At 67.5% G+C, this 19,750-nt stretch carries 21 protein-coding genes and 1 tRNA gene; 12 read left to right on the top strand and 10 right to left on the bottom strand.

What is annotated here, in order from left to right; genetic code table 11:
- Positions 1-14: 14 nt before the first annotated feature.
- From VMT40_RS15690 to VMT40_RS15660, 7 genes are all read right to left on the bottom strand, one after another.
- On the bottom strand, positions 15-368 hold the full coding sequence (locus VMT40_RS15690; RefSeq protein WP_326307140.1) for a DUF742 domain-containing protein: 354 nt from the start codon (positions 366-368) through the stop codon (positions 15-17).
- On the bottom strand, positions 365-820 hold the full coding sequence (locus VMT40_RS15685) for a roadblock/LC7 domain-containing protein (protein ID WP_326358880.1): 456 nt from the start codon (positions 818-820) through the stop codon (positions 365-367). Before VMT40_RS15685 ends, VMT40_RS15690 begins: the two co-directional genes overlap by 4 nt.
- Positions 817-2,655 (bottom strand): sensor histidine kinase, encoded by a 1,839-nt coding sequence (locus VMT40_RS15680; protein ID WP_326358879.1) that lies wholly within the window; start codon positions 2,653-2,655, stop codon positions 817-819. The genes VMT40_RS15685 and VMT40_RS15680 overlap by 4 nt, the downstream gene beginning before the upstream one ends.
- 193 nt (positions 2,656-2,848) lie before the next feature.
- Positions 2,849-3,517 carry a TMEM175 family protein gene (locus VMT40_RS15675; RefSeq protein ID WP_326358878.1) on the bottom strand — a complete coding sequence of 223 codons (669 nt, stop codon included), beginning with the start codon at positions 3,515-3,517 and terminating at the stop codon, positions 2,849-2,851.
- Positions 3,518-3,562: 45 nt separating this feature from the next.
- Positions 3,563-4,243 carry a hypothetical protein gene (locus VMT40_RS15670; protein WP_326358876.1) on the bottom strand — a complete coding sequence of 227 codons (681 nt, stop codon included), beginning with the start codon at positions 4,241-4,243 and terminating at the stop codon, positions 3,563-3,565.
- Positions 4,240-4,599 carry a hypothetical protein gene (locus VMT40_RS15665; RefSeq protein WP_326307147.1) on the bottom strand — a complete coding sequence of 120 codons (360 nt, stop codon included), beginning with the start codon at positions 4,597-4,599 and terminating at the stop codon, positions 4,240-4,242. Before VMT40_RS15665 ends, VMT40_RS15670 begins: the two co-directional genes overlap by 4 nt.
- A 92-nt stretch (positions 4,600-4,691) precedes the next feature.
- Complete coding sequence (locus tag VMT40_RS15660) at positions 4,692-4,907, bottom strand: hypothetical protein (RefSeq protein WP_326358874.1); 216 nt, start codon at positions 4,905-4,907, stop codon at positions 4,692-4,694.
- Between the two features lie 219 nt (positions 4,908-5,126).
- Here VMT40_RS15660 and VMT40_RS15655 point away from each other — a divergent pair, with 219 nt between their 5' ends.
- The 9 genes from VMT40_RS15655 (at position 5,127) to VMT40_RS15615 (ending at position 15,650) form a co-directional block, all read left to right on the top strand.
- The gene (locus VMT40_RS15655; protein ID WP_326358873.1) at positions 5,127-6,116 is read left to right on the top strand and encodes a zinc-binding dehydrogenase; all 990 of its coding nucleotides are present in this window, start codon (positions 5,127-5,129) and stop codon (positions 6,114-6,116) included.
- 16 nt (positions 6,117-6,132) lie between these two features.
- Complete coding sequence (locus VMT40_RS15650) at positions 6,133-6,996, top strand: hypothetical protein (RefSeq protein ID WP_326358871.1); 864 nt, start codon at positions 6,133-6,135, stop codon at positions 6,994-6,996.
- Between the two features lie 63 nt (positions 6,997-7,059).
- Positions 7,060-8,436 carry an MFS transporter gene (locus VMT40_RS15645; RefSeq protein ID WP_326358870.1) on the top strand — a complete coding sequence of 459 codons (1,377 nt, stop codon included), beginning with the start codon at positions 7,060-7,062 and terminating at the stop codon, positions 8,434-8,436.
- Complete coding sequence (locus tag VMT40_RS15640) at positions 8,426-8,845, top strand: MarR family winged helix-turn-helix transcriptional regulator (RefSeq protein WP_326358869.1); 420 nt, start codon at positions 8,426-8,428, stop codon at positions 8,843-8,845. Before VMT40_RS15645 ends, VMT40_RS15640 begins: the two co-directional genes overlap by 11 nt.
- 37 nt (positions 8,846-8,882) lie before the next feature.
- A complete protein-coding gene (locus VMT40_RS15635) occupies positions 8,883-9,665 on the top strand; it encodes an N-acetylmuramoyl-L-alanine amidase (protein WP_326358868.1) in 783 nt (260 codons plus the stop codon).
- Between the two features lie 225 nt (positions 9,666-9,890).
- A complete protein-coding gene (locus VMT40_RS15630) occupies positions 9,891-11,756 on the top strand; it encodes an amino acid transporter (RefSeq protein ID WP_326360201.1) in 1,866 nt (621 codons plus the stop codon).
- A 97-nt stretch (positions 11,757-11,853) separates the two neighbouring features.
- Positions 11,854-12,759, top strand: a complete 906-nt coding sequence (locus VMT40_RS15625) for a metal-dependent hydrolase (protein ID WP_326358866.1) — start codon at positions 11,854-11,856, stop codon at positions 12,757-12,759.
- Positions 12,756-13,859 carry a PDR/VanB family oxidoreductase gene (locus VMT40_RS15620; protein ID WP_326358865.1) on the top strand — a complete coding sequence of 368 codons (1,104 nt, stop codon included), beginning with the start codon at positions 12,756-12,758 and terminating at the stop codon, positions 13,857-13,859. The genes VMT40_RS15625 and VMT40_RS15620 overlap by 4 nt, the downstream gene beginning before the upstream one ends.
- A gap of 63 nt (positions 13,860-13,922) precedes the next feature.
- Entirely contained in the window at positions 13,923-15,650 is a 1,728-nt protein-coding gene (locus tag VMT40_RS15615; protein WP_326360200.1) for an SDR family oxidoreductase, read from the top strand.
- Between the two features lie 507 nt (positions 15,651-16,157).
- Here the strand turns inward: VMT40_RS15615 and VMT40_RS15610 are convergent.
- From VMT40_RS15610 to VMT40_RS15600, 3 genes are all read right to left on the bottom strand, one after another.
- The gene (locus VMT40_RS15610) at positions 16,158-16,652 is read right to left on the bottom strand and encodes a hypothetical protein (RefSeq protein ID WP_442789988.1); all 495 of its coding nucleotides are present in this window, start codon (positions 16,650-16,652) and stop codon (positions 16,158-16,160) included.
- A 3-nt stretch (positions 16,653-16,655) separates the two neighbouring features.
- Positions 16,656-17,693, bottom strand: a complete 1,038-nt coding sequence (locus VMT40_RS15605; RefSeq protein WP_326358862.1) for a TerC/Alx family metal homeostasis membrane protein — start codon at positions 17,691-17,693, stop codon at positions 16,656-16,658.
- A gap of 188 nt (positions 17,694-17,881) precedes the next feature.
- Positions 17,882-18,310: a nitroreductase family deazaflavin-dependent oxidoreductase gene (locus VMT40_RS15600; protein ID WP_326358861.1), complete on the bottom strand. Its 429-nt coding sequence runs from the start codon at positions 18,308-18,310 to the stop codon at positions 17,882-17,884.
- A 130-nt stretch (positions 18,311-18,440) separates the two neighbouring features.
- On the opposite strand from VMT40_RS15600, the gene VMT40_RS15595 reads away from it, so the two are divergent.
- The 3 genes from VMT40_RS15595 (at position 18,441) to VMT40_RS15585 (ending at position 19,700) form a co-directional block, all read left to right on the top strand.
- The gene (locus VMT40_RS15595) at positions 18,441-18,815 is read left to right on the top strand and encodes a DUF4234 domain-containing protein (protein ID WP_326358860.1); all 375 of its coding nucleotides are present in this window, start codon (positions 18,441-18,443) and stop codon (positions 18,813-18,815) included.
- Between the two features lie 115 nt (positions 18,816-18,930).
- Positions 18,931-19,004, top strand: a tRNA-Ile gene (locus VMT40_RS15590).
- A gap of 6 nt (positions 19,005-19,010) precedes the next feature.
- On the top strand, positions 19,011-19,700 hold the full coding sequence (locus tag VMT40_RS15585; RefSeq protein WP_326358859.1) for a tyrosine-type recombinase/integrase: 690 nt from the start codon (positions 19,011-19,013) through the stop codon (positions 19,698-19,700).
- Positions 19,701-19,750: the final 50 nt, after the last annotated feature.

Genomic DNA, 19,750 nt, shown 5'->3' with positions numbered 1-19,750 from the left:
CGAGGTATCGGGTATCAGAGCTTGCGGAGTCCAACGAGCACCTTTTCCAGCGTATTGGTGTCGGGGGTCCAATTCCATTGCCGCGACGCGTGATCCGGATGGCGCACCGTGATCTTGCCCGCGTGCAGCAGGTCCGACAGCAGAATGGTGGTGATGCCGACCGGCAGGCGCAGCTCGGCCGCGATCTCCACCACCGCGGTCGGCGCGCGGCACATATCGAGGATGGCGACGTGCTCGGATTGCATGCCGCGCACCGGATCACACTCGCTGACCACCAGGGTCACCAGATCGAACGCGTCCGAATCCGGTCGACTGCGACCGCCGGTCAGCGTGTAGAGCCGATCCGGATCCTCGTCTGGCCTGGTCACGACACGCTCGCCCCCGAAACCCGCGGCGCGGTGGAGGTGACTCGCGGTGCGGTGGCGGTGACTCGCGGCGCAGCGGCCAAATGCTCCCCGAGCTGTTCGACCAGCTCGCGCATCTGGAACCCGACCAGCCCCGCATCGGCGTCTTCGGCGGCGACCACCGCAATGTGCGTACCGACACCCGCCTCCACAATGAACAGAATCCCCCCGTAGAACTCGGTCATGGACTGCCGCACCCCGCCCCGGGCATCCCCGAACTCCACCGAGGCCCCGTGTGAAAGACTCTGCATCCCAGCCGCAATGGCCGCCAGCTGATCCGCGCTATCGGCCGACAACCCCGCCGTATGACAGATCTTCAGCCCATCCCCCGACAGCAGCAGCGCATGCCGCGCCCGCGGCGTACGCACCAGCAACTGCTCCAACAACCAACCCAACTGTGTCGCGGACGCTGTCATCGATCGGTCTCCCATGAGGTAGCAGGGGCGGGGAACTCGCCGGTGGGGTACTCGCGCGGCGAGGGGGAAGGCGTTGTACCGCTGAGCTTTTCGCGCCGCAGATCACCGCGGCGGATGGCATCGGCGATGGAGGAGGGCAGCAGGTTGGTGCCGCTGTCGTCGGGGGCGGGGAGATCCTCCGATGTGGCGGCGAGATTGGTGAGCGCGGGTGTGGTCACGCGCGGGTAGTCGCCCGTGCGTGGTCCGGCGTACTGCTCGGAGAGTGATGCTGGCTTCTCACGGCCGCTGGCGGCGCGCTGGAATGCGGCCATGGCCGAGGGCGGCGACGCCGGGCGGGGTGACGCGGGCGCAGTGGTGGGCGCGGCCAAGCCATCAGGGTGGACGGCGGCGAGCGTGCTACCGCGACGGCGCTTGGGCAGGCCGCCGGAAGTCACTGCGCCCTGGGCGGTTTCACCGAGCCCCTCCGAGTCTGTCGCAGCGGCGGACGGTAGATCGACCGTCGGTCTGGAGGACACCGTGGGCGCGGGAGACCCTGTCGGCGGGGGAGTGGGGACGGCCGCGCCGAAGGGGCTCTGGGCCGACTCGAGCGGCTCGCTGCGGTGCGCCGACGTAGTCGCGGTATTCGCCACGGGCACAGCGATATTCGGTGCAGGGGCATCGGGTCGGTGGCTGGGAGCGTTCGGCGCTCGTTCGCCGGAGCCCGGGAGGACCACCGGGGTCGAGCCGGTGTTCACCGGGGTCAGGCGGCTGAGGGTGTTGGATTGGCGTTCGAGGCGGGTGGTTAGTTCGCGGGGGACGACGACTACGACGGCGGTGCCGCCGATGGCGGAGGGACGGTAGCTGACGGTGAGGTCGTGTTTGCGGGCCAGGTGGCCGACGACGGCGAGGCCCAGGCGGGTGCCGGAGAGGGAGGAGAGGTCGGAGTCGCTGTCGCGGGAGACGGCGGATTCGGCTCGGCGCAGGGCGGATTCGCTCATGACCAGGCCGCTGTCCTCGATGGTGATCACCACGCCCGCCGGAACCTCGGCGGCGTACACGTGCACCTCGGTGGTGGGCGGGGAGAAGTTGCAGGCATTGTCGAGCAGTTCGGCCAGCGCGTGCATGATGCCCTCGGCGGCGTGGCCCGCGATGGCGATCTCGGTAATGGCCCGCAGCCGCACCCGCTGATAACCGGCCACCCGGCCCATGGCCCCGCGCAGAATCGATTCCATCGCAATGGGTTTGGCCCAGCGGCGACCCGAGCGCGCGCCGCTGAGCACGGCAATGCTGTCGGCCAGGCGACCGGCCTGGGCGGTGCGGTGATCGAGTTCCAGCAGATCGGCCAGCACCTTGGGATCGGCGTGCCGATGCTCCATCTCGCGCAGCTCCGCCAGCATGCTGGTGCTCATGGCCTGCATGCGCCCCGCCGCCCCGGCGAAGGCGGCCAGCGCGGCGGCCCGGCGATTCTCACTGTCCTTGGCCGCCCGCTCCCGCTCGCCGAGCTGTTCGCCGAGGCTGTGAATCCTGGCCTCCGCCTCCACGATTCGCGCCTGCGCGGCCGACACGGTGGCCGCCACGTGCGCGTCGGCCCGCGCGGTATGGGCCAGCGCCTCCCGTCGAACCTCCTCGACGCTGGCCCGATAGTAGGCGGCCGCGGTCAGCGCGGCGGTCAGCGCCAGCGCCGCCACCAATCCACCAACGGCGAGAGGTATCCGGAAGTCGGTGGGGGCGAACACTACCGCCACCCCCACCGCACCCACGGAGATCACCAGCGAGCCCGCCGGTATCGGATACGGCAGGCGCTGACGCCGAACGGCATGTTGCTCCCCGCTCGGCGGATTCACTGATTCCGACACGCTCCGCACTTCCGCATTCCGTCCACCGGGGCGAACGCCCCGATGCCCCCGACCGGATCCGCGAGCCGTGCCGAATGCGCGGCCCGACAGGCGGATTCGGATCTGCGGGACCGAGCATAAGCGCCCCGGACGGGCCGCGCTACCCGAGCACGAACCCGCTGGCGAACCCCGGTCCCGCTGGCCGGGAACGGATTCAGCCGTGCGAGAGCACGTGATCGCGCGTACTGGTGTAGCCGTAGCCGAGCACCGCCACCAGATACAGCAGCAGCGCCGCCGCGGGCAGCAGCAGGCCGATCGCCGCGATCACGTCGAACAGCACGAAACCCACAATGGCCTGCATGCTCTCGCGCCGCGCGTACGCCACGTCGTATCCGGGTGCGAGCAGGTCCGGATCGCGGCGCAGCGCCATCCACATCACGAACCAGGCCGCCGCCTGCACCGCGCCCACCACACCGTAGAAGGCCGTGGCCACCTTGGCATTCCAGCCGCCGTCCTCGAGATGGTGCGCGAGCACGGTGGTCGGGAACGGCAGAAACGCCACCGCGAACAGCAACAGCAGATTCCCAGTGTGCAACAGCCCGTCCATCTTCCGGATCCGTCCGAAGAACCGGTGATGGCACAGCCAGATCACGCCGATGGTGAGAAAGGAACCGGCATAGGCCAGATAGCTGGGCCACAGCCCGGTCAACTGGTGCCAGAGATCGCCGCCCTCGGTCTCGGGGAGATGAACCTCGAGGACTAGCAGGGTGATGGCGATGGCCATGACGCCATCGCTGAACGTCTCCACCCGGGTGGTGTCGGTCAGCCGTGCGTCGCGGGCGCGTGAATCGCCGCCGGAGGTCAGGGAATCGGGGTGGTGCATACCGGCATTGTGCGCAGCCGGGCGATCATTTGCGCAGCTGTGGGATCAGCCGTCGATGTCCTGCAGCGCGTACTTGCGCATGCGCGCGCTGGCGATCAGCGAGCCCAGGGCGAAGCCGAAGATGGGGATGCTCACCATCGGCGACCACGAATTCACCTGCGGGCCTTCCGGCCGCAGCAACGTCACCACCCGGAGCACCGCCAGCGCCAAACCACTCAGACCGCCGAACATGAACAGCGACAACGGTAATCGGAACGGCGCGGGGACGGTGCGATAACTCAGCGTCGACGCGACCAGCACCGCCCCGTTCACCGCGATGCCCGAGAGCGCCAGAATCCAGTTGTGGGTCTGGATGGTCACATACGACGGATGCAGCGGGTCGTAGGTGAGCAACAGCGCCGCTTCCACGGCGATCAGTCCGAGGTAGAACGCCCGCTTGAGCAGTGCGCGGCCCCACGCGTCGGCGACCGTCACCCCGATCAGGGCGCCCGCGCCGACCAGCGCCACGTCCGCGATCAATCCGGGAATGGATTCGAAATGCCCGCTCGGCAGGCTCATTTCATTGGCCGACCCATTGATCGCCGGGGTGCGCAGCATCGCCCACACCGCCAGCAGCGCCAATCCGATGGTGAACGGCCGCGATTCGGCGGCCTTCCAGCGCGGTAATCGGGCCACCGCCGCGGCGAGTGCGCACACGGCGGCCAGGATCGGCACGAGATCGCTCACCGGAACAGCCTCGCGCCAGCCTCCCCGCGGGAGGGTTTGCGCCGCGCCGTTTCCTCCGCCTCTTTATCCCGCCGCAACAACTCCGTGAGCAATTGCCGCGTGCTGGCCTGGCGGATGGCGCTGCCGGATCCGGCGCGCTGGGCCTCGGACTCGGTAATGATCCCGGCCACCACCTGTACCTCCACCGGATTGGCGCTATAGGCCCGGGCGATCTCGATCAGCGTCTCCACGGGCGGGGTCGCCAGCGCCAGATGCCGCGCCAGGGTGGCCTGCGGAATTCCGGTCGCCACCGCCATGGCCCGAGTGCTGTCCCCGCCCGTCAGCTCCTCGATCCACTGTTTCAGCTGATCATGCACGCGCTGATTCTCGCACGAACCGAACCATCTTCGAGACACGCCGCACAACTTCAGAGTTGATGTGGTGTCTCGGTTGCCGAGCGGTGGTGTGGCTAGCGGCTTCCGGTGCGAACGCCGTCTCGGATTTGGTACACGCGGGAGGTGGTGATGTCCCCGGCCGCCTTGGCGATGAGGAAGACGCGTTCACCGGCCTGGGTGGCGTCCTTGATCTTGTCGCGCCAGACGGCGTCCGCGGCCTGAGCGGCTCGCTTGGCGGCCTCGCGGGCGCGGGTCGCTTCGCGGATCTCATCGAGGAGCGGGGTCGGCATGTCACACCTTTCGTCGTCCCGGTGGGGGCGGCGGGTCTCGCCGCGCTTTCCAAACTAGTTGGTCTAGTGAGTCGGAGTCAAGGCTGCTTGCCTCGAAAATGAATCACACAAAAATTCGCTCTCGATGAAATTCGCATCTCGCCGCTTGACCTCAACATATGTCGAGGTTTGAAGCTGGAGACATCGACGCGAAGTCGAAAGCGACAGGGAGGCAAGGACATGCGAGTGGTACAGGCGAAGGAATTCGGCGGGCCCGAGGTGCTCACGGTGACCGAGGCCCCGGACCCGGTCGCGGGTCCGGGGGAAGTGGTGGTGAAGGTCGCCGCCGCGGACGTGATGTTCCTGGACACCACGCTGCGCAGCGGCTGGGCCGTCAACTTCTTCCCCGTCGAGCCGCCCTTCGTGCCCGGCGGCGCGGTGGCGGGCACGGTCGAATCGGTCGGGCCCGACGTGGACCCGTCGTGGATCGGTCGGCGGGTGGCCACCCCGACCGCGGCGAGCGGCATCGGCGGCGGCCTGCCCGTCGGCGGATATGCCGAGCGGGCGGCGGCCAAGGTCGCCACACTGGCTCCAATTCCGGACGGGTTGAGCTTCGAGCAGGCCGTGGCCGTCGCGCACGATGGGCGCACCGCGCTGGCCGTGGTGGACCGCGCGGGGATCGAGCCGGGGCAGACGGTGCTGGTCACCGCTGCCGGGGGCGGGCTGGGCACACTGTTCGTCCAGTTGGCGCGGGCGGCCGGTGCTCGCGTCGTCGCCGCCGCGCGGGGAGAGGCGAAACTCGCGCTGGCGCAACGTCTCGGCGCGCACGAGGTGGTCGACTACTCGCGATCCGACTGGGCCGAGCGGGTGCGCGAGCTCACCGGCGGAGTCCAGGTGGTCCTGGACGGCGCGGGCGGTGAGATCGGTCGCGCCGCACTGGCGGCCATGGCTCCGGGCGGCCTGCTCATCGCCTACGGCAACTCCGCGGGCGGTTTCGCGGCCGTCGATGCGGAATCCGCTGCGGCTCAGGGGATTACGATCGTCCCCCTGTTCGAGATCGCGACCCCGGACACCGACTGGCTGGCCCTGCAGATCCGGGCCCAGGAGGAGGCCGCGGCCGGACGCCTGGAAGTCGTCATCGGCCAATCGTTCCCGCTCGAGGAGGCCGCGGCCGCGCACGCCGCCATCGGCGCCCGCACCGCGCTCGGCCGGACCATTCTCACGGTCTGATGCCCATCGGCGTGTCGTGAACAACCGCCCAGTCTCCCGGCGCAAGGTGGACTGGGCGGAATCGGACACGGAGGTGGCGATGGGCTGGCGGACCGGAGTGATCGGGGCGGTGATCGCCGGAACCTGCCTGGGCGGAACCGGAGTCGCGGCGGCCGTGCACTCCGGGCCCATCGAACCGGCCATGCACTCCGTGCCCACGGAACTCCGACAGGTGCTCGCCCAGGTGCAACCCGTACCGACCGATATCCAGCCCCTGGACGTGCCCGAGCGCACCTCGATCTCGGTGCGCACCATGGTCCCGGGCGTGGGTTGGGGCACCGCGAACGAAACCGAAGAGCGTGCGGCCCTGTCCATTTCGAAGCTCTACATCGCCGACTACGCGCTCCGCCACGGCGACGGCTCGACCGCCGACCGCGACCTGTGCGAGCGCATGATCCGCAAATCCGACGACGCCGCCGCCGACCGGTTACAGATCAAATACCCGACCGCCATCGACGCCACCGCCGCCGAATACGGCCTCACCGCCACCCACGGCCAAGGCGACTGGGAACTCTCGACCACCAGCACCGCCGATGTCGCCGAGTTCCTCGCGGCCAAGGTGCGCAACGAACCCGACAGCCCGATCCTCGCGTGGATGGAGGAGCCCGCCGACCGGGCCGCCGACGGCACCCGCCAGGACTGGGGAACCGCCCGGCTCCCACAGGTGCTCGGCACCAAATGGGGGTGGTCCGATCTCGGCGAACCCGAGGTCGCCTCGGCCTCCTTCGGTTCCGGCTTCACGGTGGCCGCGCACACCTACGGCACCGCCGAGGATCAGACCCAGGATGTGCTGGGCGTGCTCTGGGGTGTGATCGCGGAGCTGCGGCCACCCCGACACTGACGTGACCTGCGCCACTCGCGCTACCCCTTGCGTTCGGAACAGTTGTGAAACAACAATCATTGTGTGCTTACAACTGTCGAGGGTCTGACCGCGCGCCGGAAGACGATCGTCCTGATCACCTGCTGCCTGAGCCTGCTGATCTCCTCCATGGACGCGACCATCGTGAATGTCGCCATCCCGGCCATTCGCTCCGATCTAGGCGCGCCACTGTCGAAACTGCAGTGGATCGTCGACGTCTACACCCTCACCCTCGCCAGCCTGCTCATGCTCTCTGGCGCGACCGCCGACCGCTTCGGCCGCAAGCGCGTCTTCCGCATCGGCCTGCTCACCTTCGCGGCCGGATCGCTGCTGTGCAGCCTCGCGCCCACCATCGAGGTGCTCATCGGCGCGCGGTTCGTGCAGGCCATCGGCGGTTCCATGCTGAATCCCGTTGCCATGTCGATCATTACGACCGTGTTCACCGGCAAGGTGGAGCGGGCCCGCGCGGTCGGCGTATGGGGCGCGGTGGTCGGCATCTCGACGGCCCTGGGGCCCATGGTCGGCGGCGTGCTCATCGACACCCTGGGCTGGCAGTCGGTGTTCTGGATCAACCTGCCGATCGTGGCGGTCGCCTTCGCGCTCACCAGTATCTATGTGCCGGAAACGAAGTCGGCCACCCCGCGCGGCATGGACCCGATCGGGCAGCTGCTGGCCATGGCGGTGCTGTTCACCCTGGTGTTCGGGCTGATCGAGCAGCGGCCCGCGGTCTTCGTGCTCTCGGCGGTGGCGCTGGCCGGATTCCTCTGGCACGAAGCGCGCCACCCCTCGCCGTTCATCGATCTGCGCTTCTTCCGCAGCTTCCCGTTCTCCTCGGCCACCGTCATCGCGGTCTGCTCGTTCGCCGCGCTGGGCGCGTTCCTGTTCGACATGTCGCTGTATCTGCAAGGGACACGGCACTTCTCGGCCGTGCACACCGGCCTGCTCTACCTGCCGATGGCATTGGGCATGCTGATCTTCTCGCCGCTGTCGGGCCGCTTGGTCGGACGCTCCGGCACCAAGCCGTCGCTGCTCATCTCCGGCGTCCTGATGGCCGTGGGCGCGATCGGCCTGACCCTGCTGCGCGCCGACACCCCGATCTGGCAGCTGATCATCACCTTCACGGTGTTCGGTATCGGCTTCGGCATGGTCAACGCGCCCATCACCACCACCGCGGTCAGCGGCATGCCCCTCGACCGGGCCGGGGCGGCCGCGGCGGTGGCCTCCACCAGCCGACAGGTCGGCGTGAGTCTCGGTGTGGCACTGTGTGGTGCGCTCACGGGTGCGGGCCTGTGGTGGACCATTGCCGGTTTCGCCGCGGCCGTGACCGCGCTGGGCGCCGCCGCCAATACCGACTGGGCGTACCGTTCGCGAGATCGCATCGCCCCCTTGCTGGAACAGAAGGTCCCCGCCCATGCCGGATGACACGCCCACGCCGGACGAAGTCTGGCGGCAACTCAGCCACATCGCGTGGTACACCCGCGATACCTGGCGACGGGCCGTCGTGGAGCGAAGCGGCCTGCCGTTCAGCCGAATTCGGATCATGCGGCGGCTGCTGAACGGCCCGCTCACGGCCAAGCAGCTGGCCGCCGCCGCCACCATGGACGCACCGGCCACCACCGTCGCGGTCAACGATCTGGAGGATCGCGGCCTGGTGGTCCGCCAGATCGACCCGACCAACCGTCGCTCCAAACTGATTTCGCTCACCGACGCCGGGCGTGCGGTCGTCACCGACGCCATCGCCACGCCCGATCCGGCACCACCGGAATTCGCCACCCTGAACCCGGATGACCTGCGCACACTCCGCGAGATCCTGAGCAAACTCGAACACTGACTTACCCGTTCGTGATTGAACCGTTATCGTTGGGCCCGTGCGACACCGACACTGGAAGTCCCTGGCGGCCCTGTGCGGCGCCCTGCTGATCGTGGGGTGCGGCCAAGGTCTCACCACCACACCGGTTTCGGCGTCCGAACCGCGCCCGGCCCCGGCCCAGCCCGTGATTCCACTGTCCGGGCGGACCGTGGTCATCGATCCGGGCCACAATGGCGGCGGCGCAGCGCATCCCGACGAAATCAACGCCCAGGTGCCCGACGGTCGCGGCGGCTCGAAGCCCTGCAACACCACCGGCACCAGTGGCAATGACGGGTACACCGAACACGAATTCAATTGGGATGTGGGCCAGCGCGTGCGGGATCTGCTCGCCGCCCGCGGCTTTCATGTGGTCATGAGTCGCGACAGCGACACCGGTGTCGGTCCGTGCGTCGACGAGCGTGGCACCCTCGGCAATCGCGTCGGCGCGGCGGCCGTGGTCTCCATTCACGCCGACGGCGCGCCCGCGGGTGCGCACGGCTTCCACGTCGCCTACTCCTCGCCCGCGCTCAACGACGCGCAGTCCGGGCCCTCGGTGCAACTGGCCACCACCCTGCGCGACACCATGGTCGGCGCGGGCTTCACCACCTCCACCTATATCGGCTCCGACGGGATGAACCCGCGCGCCGATCTGGCCGGACTCAATTTCTCCGAGGTCCCGACCGCACTCATCGAGTGCGGCAATATGCGTGATCCCGGCGACGCCGCGATCATCGAATCGCCCGACGGCCGCGCCCGATTCGCGCAGGCCATCGCCAATGCCATCGCGGCCTATCTCGGCTAGCACATCGGACCGATCGACTCACGGCGCGGGGTGCGACTGCGCCCGGTTTGCCGTGAGTAGATTCTTCACGTCATTTACGGAATATTTCGGGCTGCAACCCAGGCAACCGGACCGCCGAGTTCCGGGGAGGACTCCTTGACCACGACCGACATACGGCCGCGCTCGCGCTTCGCGAACTGGCTCCTCGAGGATGCGGGTGAACACCACTCGCAGATCCAGGGGCCGATGGCCAAGAAGGCTCCCAAGGAGCATCAGCATTCCTGGTGGAAGGTCATGTGCCTGACCGGTGTCGACTACTTCTCGACACTGGGTTATCAGCCGGGCATCGCCGCGCTTGCCGCCGGTGTGCTGTCCCCGATGGCGACCATCGTGCTGGTGGCGCTGACGCTGCTGGGCGCGCTGCCGGTCTACCGGCGGGTGGCCAAGGAGAGTCACGATGGCGGCGGGTCCATCGCCATGTTCGCCAAGTTCCTGCCCAACTGGTGGGGCAAGATCTTCATTCTGGTGCTGCTCGGCTTCGCGGCCACCGACTTCACCATCACCATGACGCTGTCCGCGGCCGACGGCGCGGCGCACATTGTCGAGAACCCGTACGTGCCCTCGTTCCTGCAGGACCAGAACATGACCATCACGCTGGTCCTGCTGGCCCTGCTGGCGGCGGTGTTCCTCAAGGGATTCAGCGAGGCCATCGGCATCGCGGTCGCCCTGGTCGGCGCGTATCTGGCGCTGAATGTGGTGGTCGCCGTGACCGGCATCGTGAAGGTGCTGCAGGCCCCGCACCTGGTGACCGACTGGACGCATCTGCTGACGGCCAAGCACGGCAATGTCTTCGCCATGATCGGCGTCGCGCTGCTGGTGTTCCCGAAACTGGCGCTGGGTCTGTCCGGCTTCGAGACCGGTGTCGCGGTCATGCCGCAGATCAAGGGGAATCCGAGCGACCCCAAGGACTTCCCGCGCACCCGCATCATCGGCACCCGCAAGCTGCTGACCAGCGCGGCGTTCATCATGAGCGGGTTCCTGATCGTCACCAGCTTCATCACCACCGTCCTGATTCCGGAGAAGGAATTCGAGGAGGGCGGGCAGGCCAACGGGCGCGCACTCGCGTATCTGGCGCACGAGTACCTCGGCAACGCGTTCGGGACCGTCTATGACGTCAGCACCATCGCGATTCTGTGGTTCGCGGGCGCGTCGGCCATGGCGGGTCTGCTCAATCTGGTGCCGCGCTACCTGCCGCGCTTCGGCATGGCTCCCGAGTGGGCGCGCCAGATTCGGCCGCTGACATTGGTATTCGCGCTCATCTCCTTCGGCATCACCTGGTACTTCGACGCCAATGTCGATGCGCAGGGCGCGGCCTACGCGACCGGTGTGTTGGTGCTCATCACCTCCGCGGCCGTGGCCGTGACCATCTCGGCGTGGCGCAAGGGGCAGTACACCCGCGTGGTGGGCTTCGGCGTGGTGTCGCTGATCTTCGTCTACACCACCATCGACAACATCATCGAGAAGCCCGCCGGTCTGCACCTGGCCATTTTGTTCGTGGTCGCGATCATGGTGGTGTCCTTCGCCTCACGCGTGCGACGGGCCTTCGAGCTGCGGGCCGTGGACGTGATCTTCGACGAGAAGGCCTGCGCCATGATCGATCTGCTGGCCGAGCACGGTGAGATCCGCATTGTCACCCACGACATCAGCGATGGGCGTTCGGTCGAGGAGTACGCCGAGAAGGAGGCCGATCAGCGGCGCGAGAGCCACATTCCCGAGCGCGATCCGATCCTCTTCCTCGAGGTCATCGTCAAGGATCCTTCGGAGTTCAGCACCACGCTGAACGTGACCGAGGTGGATGTGGAGGACTACCACATCCTCACCGTCGAGGCGGCGGCCGTGCCCAACTGCATCGCCTCCATCCTGATCGCCATTCGCGACCGGACCGGGGAATGCCCGCACGTCTACTTCGAATGGACCGAGGGCAACCCGCTGGTCAACCTCATGCGGTTCATGTTCTTCGGTGAGGGCGAGGTCGCGCCGGTGACCCGCGAGATTCTGCGCCGGGCCATCCCGCGGCGGTCGCAGCGGCCACATGTGCACGTCGATAGCTGATTCGGGGTCAGAAATCTAGGTGTAACTCCTGGTTTCATACATAGGTAGAATATTGCTACGCTCACGCAGCAAACGCGATATGACACCAGGAGTACCGATGAAGCTACTTCCGACGCTGGGCCGCCGACCGGTGACGGAACCCGGAGAGGTAGCCCTGCATGCCCGGAATGTCCGATTCGATTGGTCTCGGACCGAGCCGGTCTGGATGAAGAAGGAACCGATCGCCTCGCACGTGCTCAATGCCCTGAGCATGCTGCTGCCCGAGGGCGAGCGCATGTTCCTGGTGACCTTCGGTGAGGCCCTCGAACTGGTCAAGGACGAGAAGCTGCGGGAAGCCATGATCGGCTTCATCGGGCAGGAGTCCATGCACGCCGAGAGCCACAACGGGGCGCTCGAGGAGGTGCTGGCCACCCACGGGATCGATGTCGAACCCTATGTGCGGCAGGCGGAATTCCTGTTCCGCAAGACCCTCGGTCCGCGTCAGATGGCGAACGCGGCGGCTCAGCAACAGCAACTGGTGGAACGCCTCGGCGTGATCGCCGCGCTCGAGCACTTCTTCGCCTGGCTCGGCGACTGGGTGATCAATGCCGATCTGGAGCGGTTCGACGCCGACCCGCAGATGCTGGACCTGTTCCGCTGGCACGGGGCCGAAGAGGTCGAGCACCGCATGGTCGCGCACGACGTGGCCGAGTATTTCGAGGTCGGGTACGTGCGACGGTGCGCGCTCATGCTGATGGTCTTCCCCATCTTCATCGCGCTGCTGCTGCGCGGCACCAAGTTCCTGGTGCACGCGGACCCGTCGCTGCCCAACCATCGCTACCCGATGCTGATCCTGCGGGTCTTCGCGGCCATGTGGCGCGGGTCGGTGCCGGGGGTGCCGTCGCTGCTGATCAGCGCGCTGTCCACGTTCAAGCCCGGCTACAGCCCGGAGACCGTCGGGTCGACCGCGCAGGCCGTCGCGTATCTCGCGCAGTCCCCGGCCGCGCGGGCGATGGCCTCGTGAACCGGCCGGTACCGGTCGCGCCGCCGCGGGATCTGTTCGGCAAGGAGCGTGCCGACCGCGCCACCCGCGTGCTGGACTTCATTGCCGAGAGTCGGTTGCGCTGGACCACATTCGTGAATCGGCGCGAGCCGAAGGTGCGGGTGGACGACTGGCGGATTCCGCTGGTCGTGGTGGAGCGGCGGGTCGAGGCGCACGACACCGATGTGATCAGCCTGCTCATGACCGCGCCGGACGGGCGGCGGCTGCCGGAGTGGCGGCCCGGGGCCCACCTGGATCTGGAGTTGCCCTCGGGGCGGGTGCGGCAGTACTCGCTGTGCGGGGATCCGGCCGATCGGCACGCGTATCGCGTTGCGGTGCGGCGGATTCCGGAGGGTAATGGGGGATCGCTGGAAGTGCACGATGCGCTGACCGTGGGCACCACGCTGACCGTGCGCGGGCCGCGCAACGCGTTTCCGTTCGTGCTGCCCGGACACGGATCTGCCGCCGCGCGAGTGCATTTCGTGGCGGGCGGCATCGGGATCACGCCGATTCTGCCGATGATTCGGATGGCGGAGCGGCTGGGCGTCGAGTGGAGCATGGTGTATGTCGGGCGATCTCGCGACACCATTCCGTTCCTGTCGGAGGTGGAGTCGTTCGGGTCGCGGGTGACGGTACGCACCGATGACGAGCACGGGATTCCCACCGCCGCCGACCTACTCGCAGGGGTCGGTTCGGATACCTCCGTCTATTGCTGTGGCCCGGTCGTGATGACCCAGCTCATCGCCGACCGCATACGCGAAATGCCCGGTGTCGAACTGTATTCCGAGCGCTTCTCCCCGCCGCCCGTGGTGAACGGCACCGCCTTCCAGGTGGAGCTCGCGCGCACCGGCGAGGTCATCGACGTGCCCGCTGACAAGTCGGTGCTCGAGGAAGTGCTGAAGGTCCGTCCGGACAGCTCGTATTCGTGCCGTCAGGGCTTCTGCCGCACCTGTGTGGTGCGGGTGTGCTCCGGCGACGTCGACCATCGCGACACCGTGCTCACCGACGCCGAGCGCGCGGCGGGCGACATGCTCATCTGTGTATCCCGTTGCGGCGGGGAACGTTTGGTGCTGGACATCTAGCGCCGTCTCAATGAGGAGAAGATCGTGACCGATCACCCCACCGTCATTCCCGCCGCGGAGCGCATGGTGCGCAGTGGCGAGTTCGATATCGCCGTGTACGAATACGGCGAGCCGTCAGCCGAAACCATTGTGCTGGTGCACGGTTGGCCCGACGACAACCACCTGTGGGATCGTGTGGTGCCGCTGCTGGCCGACCGCTTCCACGTGGTCACCTACGACACCCGCGGGCACGGGCGTTCCACCCGTACCGACCGTACCGAGGACTACCGGCTCGAGCACTTCGCGGCCGACTTCTTCGCCGTGGCCGACGCGGTGAGTCCCGATGCGCCCGTGCACATTCTGGCCCACGACTGGGGTTCGGTGGAGATGTGGGAGGCGGTGTGCGAGCCGCAGGCCACCGAGCGGATCGCCTCGTTCACCTCGGTGTCCGGGCCGAATTTGGATCACCTGGGTGCGTGGGCGCGGTCGAACCTGTCGCGCGGCAAGGTGTGGGGGCCGTTCACGCAGCTGCTGTCCTCCATGTACACCGGGTTGTTCATGACCCCGGGTGTGCCGCGCGTGGTGTTGAAGCCGCTCGGCACCGAGAAGATGTGGTCGCGGTTCGTCGGCCTGATGAACGAGACCTCGCCGGAGAACATCAAACTCGGGCCGGAGTTCCGCCGCGACTTCTTCGACGGCATGCGGATCTACCGCGCGAACATCCTGCAGCGCATGGCCGATCCGCGCGAGCGTCGCACCGAGGTGCCGGTGCAGCTGATCATCGCGCGCCGCGATGTCGCGGTGCGGCCCGCAGGGTACGACGACACCAAGCAATACGCGCCCAACCTGTACCGGCGTGAGGTCGGCGGCGGGCACTGGCTGCCCTTCTCGCATCCGGAACTGCTGGCCACCTCGACGGTCGAGCTCATCGACGCGCTGCGCACCGGGGAGACCTCGCGCGCGCTGCGCCGGGCCGAAGTCGGTGCGCCGCAGCGGGCTTTCGAGAATCAGCTGCTGGTGATCACCGGCGGCGGTAGCGGCATCGGGCGCGAGACCGCGCTGGCATTCGCGCGCGGCGGGGCCGAGGTCGTGCTGAGCGACATCAACCTCGACTCGGCCAAGGAGACCGCGGAACTCATTGCGCGCGAAGGCGGTACGGCGCACGCCTATCAGCTCGACGTGTCCTCCGAGGCGGCCGTCACCGAGCACGCCGCGGCCGTCATCGCCGCCCACGGCGTGCCCGACATCCTGATCAACAACGCGGGTGTCGGCGCGGCGGGCGACTTCTTCGACACTCCCGCGGCCGAATTCGACCGGGTGCTGAACATCAACCTGCACGGGGTCATCAATGGCTGCCGGGCCTTCGGCAAGGCCATGGCCGACCGCGGACTGGGCGGGCACATCGTCAACCTGTCCTCCATGGCCGCCTACACCCCGCAGCGCGGGTTCGCCGCCTACTCCACCTCGAAGTCGGCGGTTTTCATGTTCTCCGACTGCCTGCGCGCCGAACTGGCGGGCAAGGGCATCGGCGTGCACACCATCTGCCCCGGCATCGTCCACACGAATATTGTTGCCACCACGCGCTTCTCGGGAGTTTCGGCCGAGGAGGAGGCGGCCAAGCAGCAGCGCTACGACAAGCTGTACGCGGCGCGGCGCTACGGGCCCGAGAAGGTGGCGGCGCAGATCGTCAAGGCGGTCGAGAACAATCGTGATGTCGTGCCGGTGACGCCGGAAGCCTGGCTGCAGTACCGCTTCAACCGTTTCGCCCCGGCGGTGGCCCGCTTCTTCGCGGCCCGCGTCAAATTGACGTAGCCGAGTACCCGGTGCGAGGGGGGCTCACACCTGCGGTGAGCCCCCCAGAAAACGGGTTTGTCGGACCGATTCTCCCGGCGTAGCTTTCGGCTATATCTCGTGGTGGAGGGGCCGCGAGGCGGGGAGGAGGCCAACGATGATGAGCGTGATCTTCGGTACGATTTTCGGGGTCGTCTTCGTGACCGTTCTGGTCGTCGCGACGGTTTCGTCGATACGGGACGAGCGCGGTCGTCGCCGTGGAAGTCAGCGCGGTCGTCGCCGTGGAAGTGGCAGCAAGAGCTGGGGTTACGGCGCGGTCGGAGGCTCTTCGGGCACCGGTAGCTGCACCTGCGGAGGCTCCTGGGCCGGTGGCGGCCACGGCCACGGCGGCCACGGGCACGGCGGACACGGTTGCGGCGGTGGGCACAGCGGTTGCGGTGGTGGCAGCAGTTGCGGCGGTGGCGGATGCGGGGGTGGCGGTGGCGGATGCGGGGGTGGCGGCGGAGGTTGTGGCGGCGGCAGCGGCAGTTAGTCGGCCGTCCGCAGCGCCGCCTCGATGGTGTGGACCCGTTCGGCCGGAATGCCCCACGGATGCTCCACTCCGACAACGGTGTCCAGATCCCACAGCACGCACCGCTCGCCCGGTCGGGCCACCATGGACCAGGCCACCACGGTGCGACCCAGCTGGTCGCTCATGGAATCGGCGCCAGCACCGGGCACCGCGTCGCCAGCGGGGAAGTGGTGCAGGAAGCGGCCGTACGCGGCGTCGCAGAATCGCGCATATCGCTTGGTGCAGAGAATGAGCCCGTGCCAGGCCTCGTCCACCGCGTGCGACGGCATCCCGATCACCTGATCGTCGCGCATGGCCGCACCGGCGCACCGCAGCCATTGCCGCAGACCGGTCTCCACCAGTTCGCGCGGCTGCCACGGGCAGGTCTTGAACACCGCCTCCGGCAACACCAGCTCATCTACGGCCCGATTGACCCGATCGACATCCGGTCGTCGGAAGCGCTGCAGCATCATGCTTTACGGTAGCTCGGCTTCGGCCTCGGCGCGTTGGCCGCGGGTGGCGCGCAGGCTGGTGAGCGTGACCGTCGCCAGCACCGCCACGATCACGAGCAGCGATGCGGCCGTGGGGATCTGCGGGACGCCGCTCCAGATGCCGTGCGCCCAGTGCAGGACCAGCTTCACGCCGATGAAGGCGAGGATGGCGGCCAGGCCGTAGGCCAGGTGCACCAGGCGGGACAGGGCGGCGTGCAGGACGAAATACAGTGCGCGCAAACCGAGGAGGGCGAAGGCGTTGGTGGCGAAGACCAGGAACGGGTCGCCGGTGACGCCGTAGACGGCGGGGACGGAGTCGACGGCGAAGACCAGGTCGGTGGCCATGACGGCGGCGACGACCAGGGCCAGCGGGGTCAGGGCGCGGCGCAGGACGCTCGGCCGGTCCGGATCCGGTTCGGTCACCACCATGGCGGTGCCGCGGTAGTCGTCGGTGACGGGCCAGAAGCGACGCAGCAGGCGCACCGACTTCATGTTCGACACATCGACGTTCTGCTCGTGTCCGCTCAGTGCGTCCGACAGCAGCTTCACGGCGGTGACCAGCAGGATCAGGCCGAACAACAGGAACGCCCAGTCGAGGGTGGCCAGGGCGGCCGCGCCGAGGGCGATGAAGATGCCGCGCAGCACCAGCGCGCCCGCGATGCCGTAGAGCAGCACCCGCTGGGCCAGTGCCTTCGGGACCGCGAAGGCCGAGAGCAGCAGCATGAAGATGAACAGGTTGTCCACCGACAGCGACTTCTCCAGCAGATAGCCGGTGAAGAACTCCATCGCGGGAGTGCCGCCATTGTGGAACCACAGGAAGAAGCCGAAGGCGATGGGCAGCGCGATATAGAAGACGGTCCAGCCGAGCGCCTCCCGCATGGACACCTCGTGCGGGCGGCGGGTGAGCGCGAAGTCGAAGACGAGCAGCGCCAGCACCACGGCGATGGTCGCGCCCCACAGCCAGGGCGTGCCGACGGTATCGATCGATGGGGAACTCGCGAAAACGGACAGGGTAGGACTCATGGGACCTCCTCGGGCATGGGAAACCAGCCGAGGTCTCCTTCACCCTGTCCTGGGGCAACCACCCGGGGGACGCGACGGCGCGACCCGTACTGACCGGAATGATTCTTGGGAAGTACTCCCCTCTGCGCGACAGGATAGCCGAACCTTACCCGCGCGGTCCACTCGACACGCGTCGGCGTCGGGTTCTCTCAGCGCGGTGTGAGCACAACCACGGCAATCGGCCGCTTCGTCATCTTCTGATACTGCGCGTACCGGCCCTTGTTCACCTTGTCGGCCAGCGCGAAGCGCCGCGCGTACTCCGGATCGTCGGGATAGGTGGCCGTCGCCGTCACCGGAATCCTCTTGGTCCCCACCTGAATCTCACAGTCCCCCTTGGCCTTCACATTCGCCAGCCACCCCGGCGGCCGCGGCGACCCGCCATTGGACGCGGTCACCAGATAGTCTTCGCCGTCCTTGGCATAGGTCAGCGCATTGGTCCGCGGCTGCCCCGACTTCCGCCCAATCGTCCGCAGCAACAGCGTCGGGTTACCGAACAGCAGCCGGTGCCCCACCAACCCATTGCTGTTCTCGTAGATCCACTGATGCCCCTTGAGCACATTCACGAACAAGCCCGCCATCACACGCCTCCTGCCGTCGTGGTCGCCCCTACATTAACGCTTCACGATTCGATCACGATCTCGTGGATACCGTCGCCGCGTCGGCTCACCGGCCCCCGAAACCCGCACCCCACCAAAAGGATTCACACCCATGACCACCGCCCTGGCCACCCCCGTCAAACCCCGCAACCCGGTCCTAGTCTGGCTGGTCTGGCCCCTAATCACCCTCGGCATCTACTTCTTCGTCTGGTACTACAAAATCCACAAAGAAATGGCCGACCTCCGCCGCGACCCCGAAGCCCCCGTCGTCGGCCCCCTCCTAGTAATGCTCTTCCTCTCCTGGACCGGCATCGCGGCGATCATCAGCTTCTGGCGCACCGGCACCCGAATCCGCCAATCCCAAGAATCCGCCGGTCTCGCCCCCTCCTGCTCCCCCCTGGTCGGCTTCCTCCTCAACTTCCTCTTCGGCCTAGGCATCCTCTACTACCAGCTAGAACTCAACAAGATCGCCACCCGCTTCGCCTAACCCCAAGTCCTGCCCCCTCCCGGGGCAGGACACTCCGACAGCCTTCCCCGAGCCCAAGTAGGCATTCCACTTATGGTCGCGGTAACATCGCGACGCCCGCGCGTAGCCGCGGTCAGGGGCGGTAGCTCAGTCGGTTAGAGCCGTGGACTCATAATCCATTGGTCGCGGGTTCGAGCCCCGCCCGCCCCACTTTCGGTGCTTGAACTGCTGATATTCATCGATCGGCAGTCGGATCGATCCAGAACGAAGCTCGTAGAGCAATGGATTTCCGACCACCGGCCGGAGGTCACCCGCGACCACATCGGCGCGTACATCGAGTCACTGCTGACCCGAGCGAGCAAACGCACCGGCAAGCCGCTCACCGCGAAGTACGCGCGCAGCCACTACCGGGCCCTGCAGCAGTTCTTCAAATACCTTGCGGCCGAGGGCATCATCCCTGCCGATCCCTTCGACAAGATGGCCCTTCCCGACGCGCCGGAGCGGCTCGTCGAGGTGCCCGCCGACGATGCGCTCCGCCAACTGCTCGCCGAATGCGCCGGTACCGACTTCAACGACCTCCGGGACACGGCCATCATCCGTATGTTCGCGGACACCGGTTGCCGTGCAGGAGAAATCGCCGGACTCGATATCGACGGCATCGACTTCGCCGAGAACACCGCACTGGTCGTCGGCAAGGGCCGCAGACCACGGACCACACCGTTCGGCGACAAGACCAGAACCGCGCTCCGCAAATACCTTCGAGCCCGCGCCAAACACCCGAAAGCCAGGCGAGACGAAACCTCGCTCTGGCTCGGCTATCAGGGCCGAATGACCGCCGTAAGCAGGCAATCGGCACTAGGCCCCTCCACCCGCGATGGCTACGGATCCTTCGATGCGGCAGCGTGATTGGTGAGTCACTGGGGTTCATCTGTTATGTGCGCAATGTGTCGGTCCCG

Origin of the sequence: Nocardia sp. CDC160 (assembly GCF_035818795.1) — a bacterium.
Classification (GTDB): Bacteria; Actinomycetota; Actinomycetes; order Mycobacteriales; family Mycobacteriaceae; genus Nocardia.
This window is presented reverse-complemented; position numbering and strand designations above follow the sequence as displayed.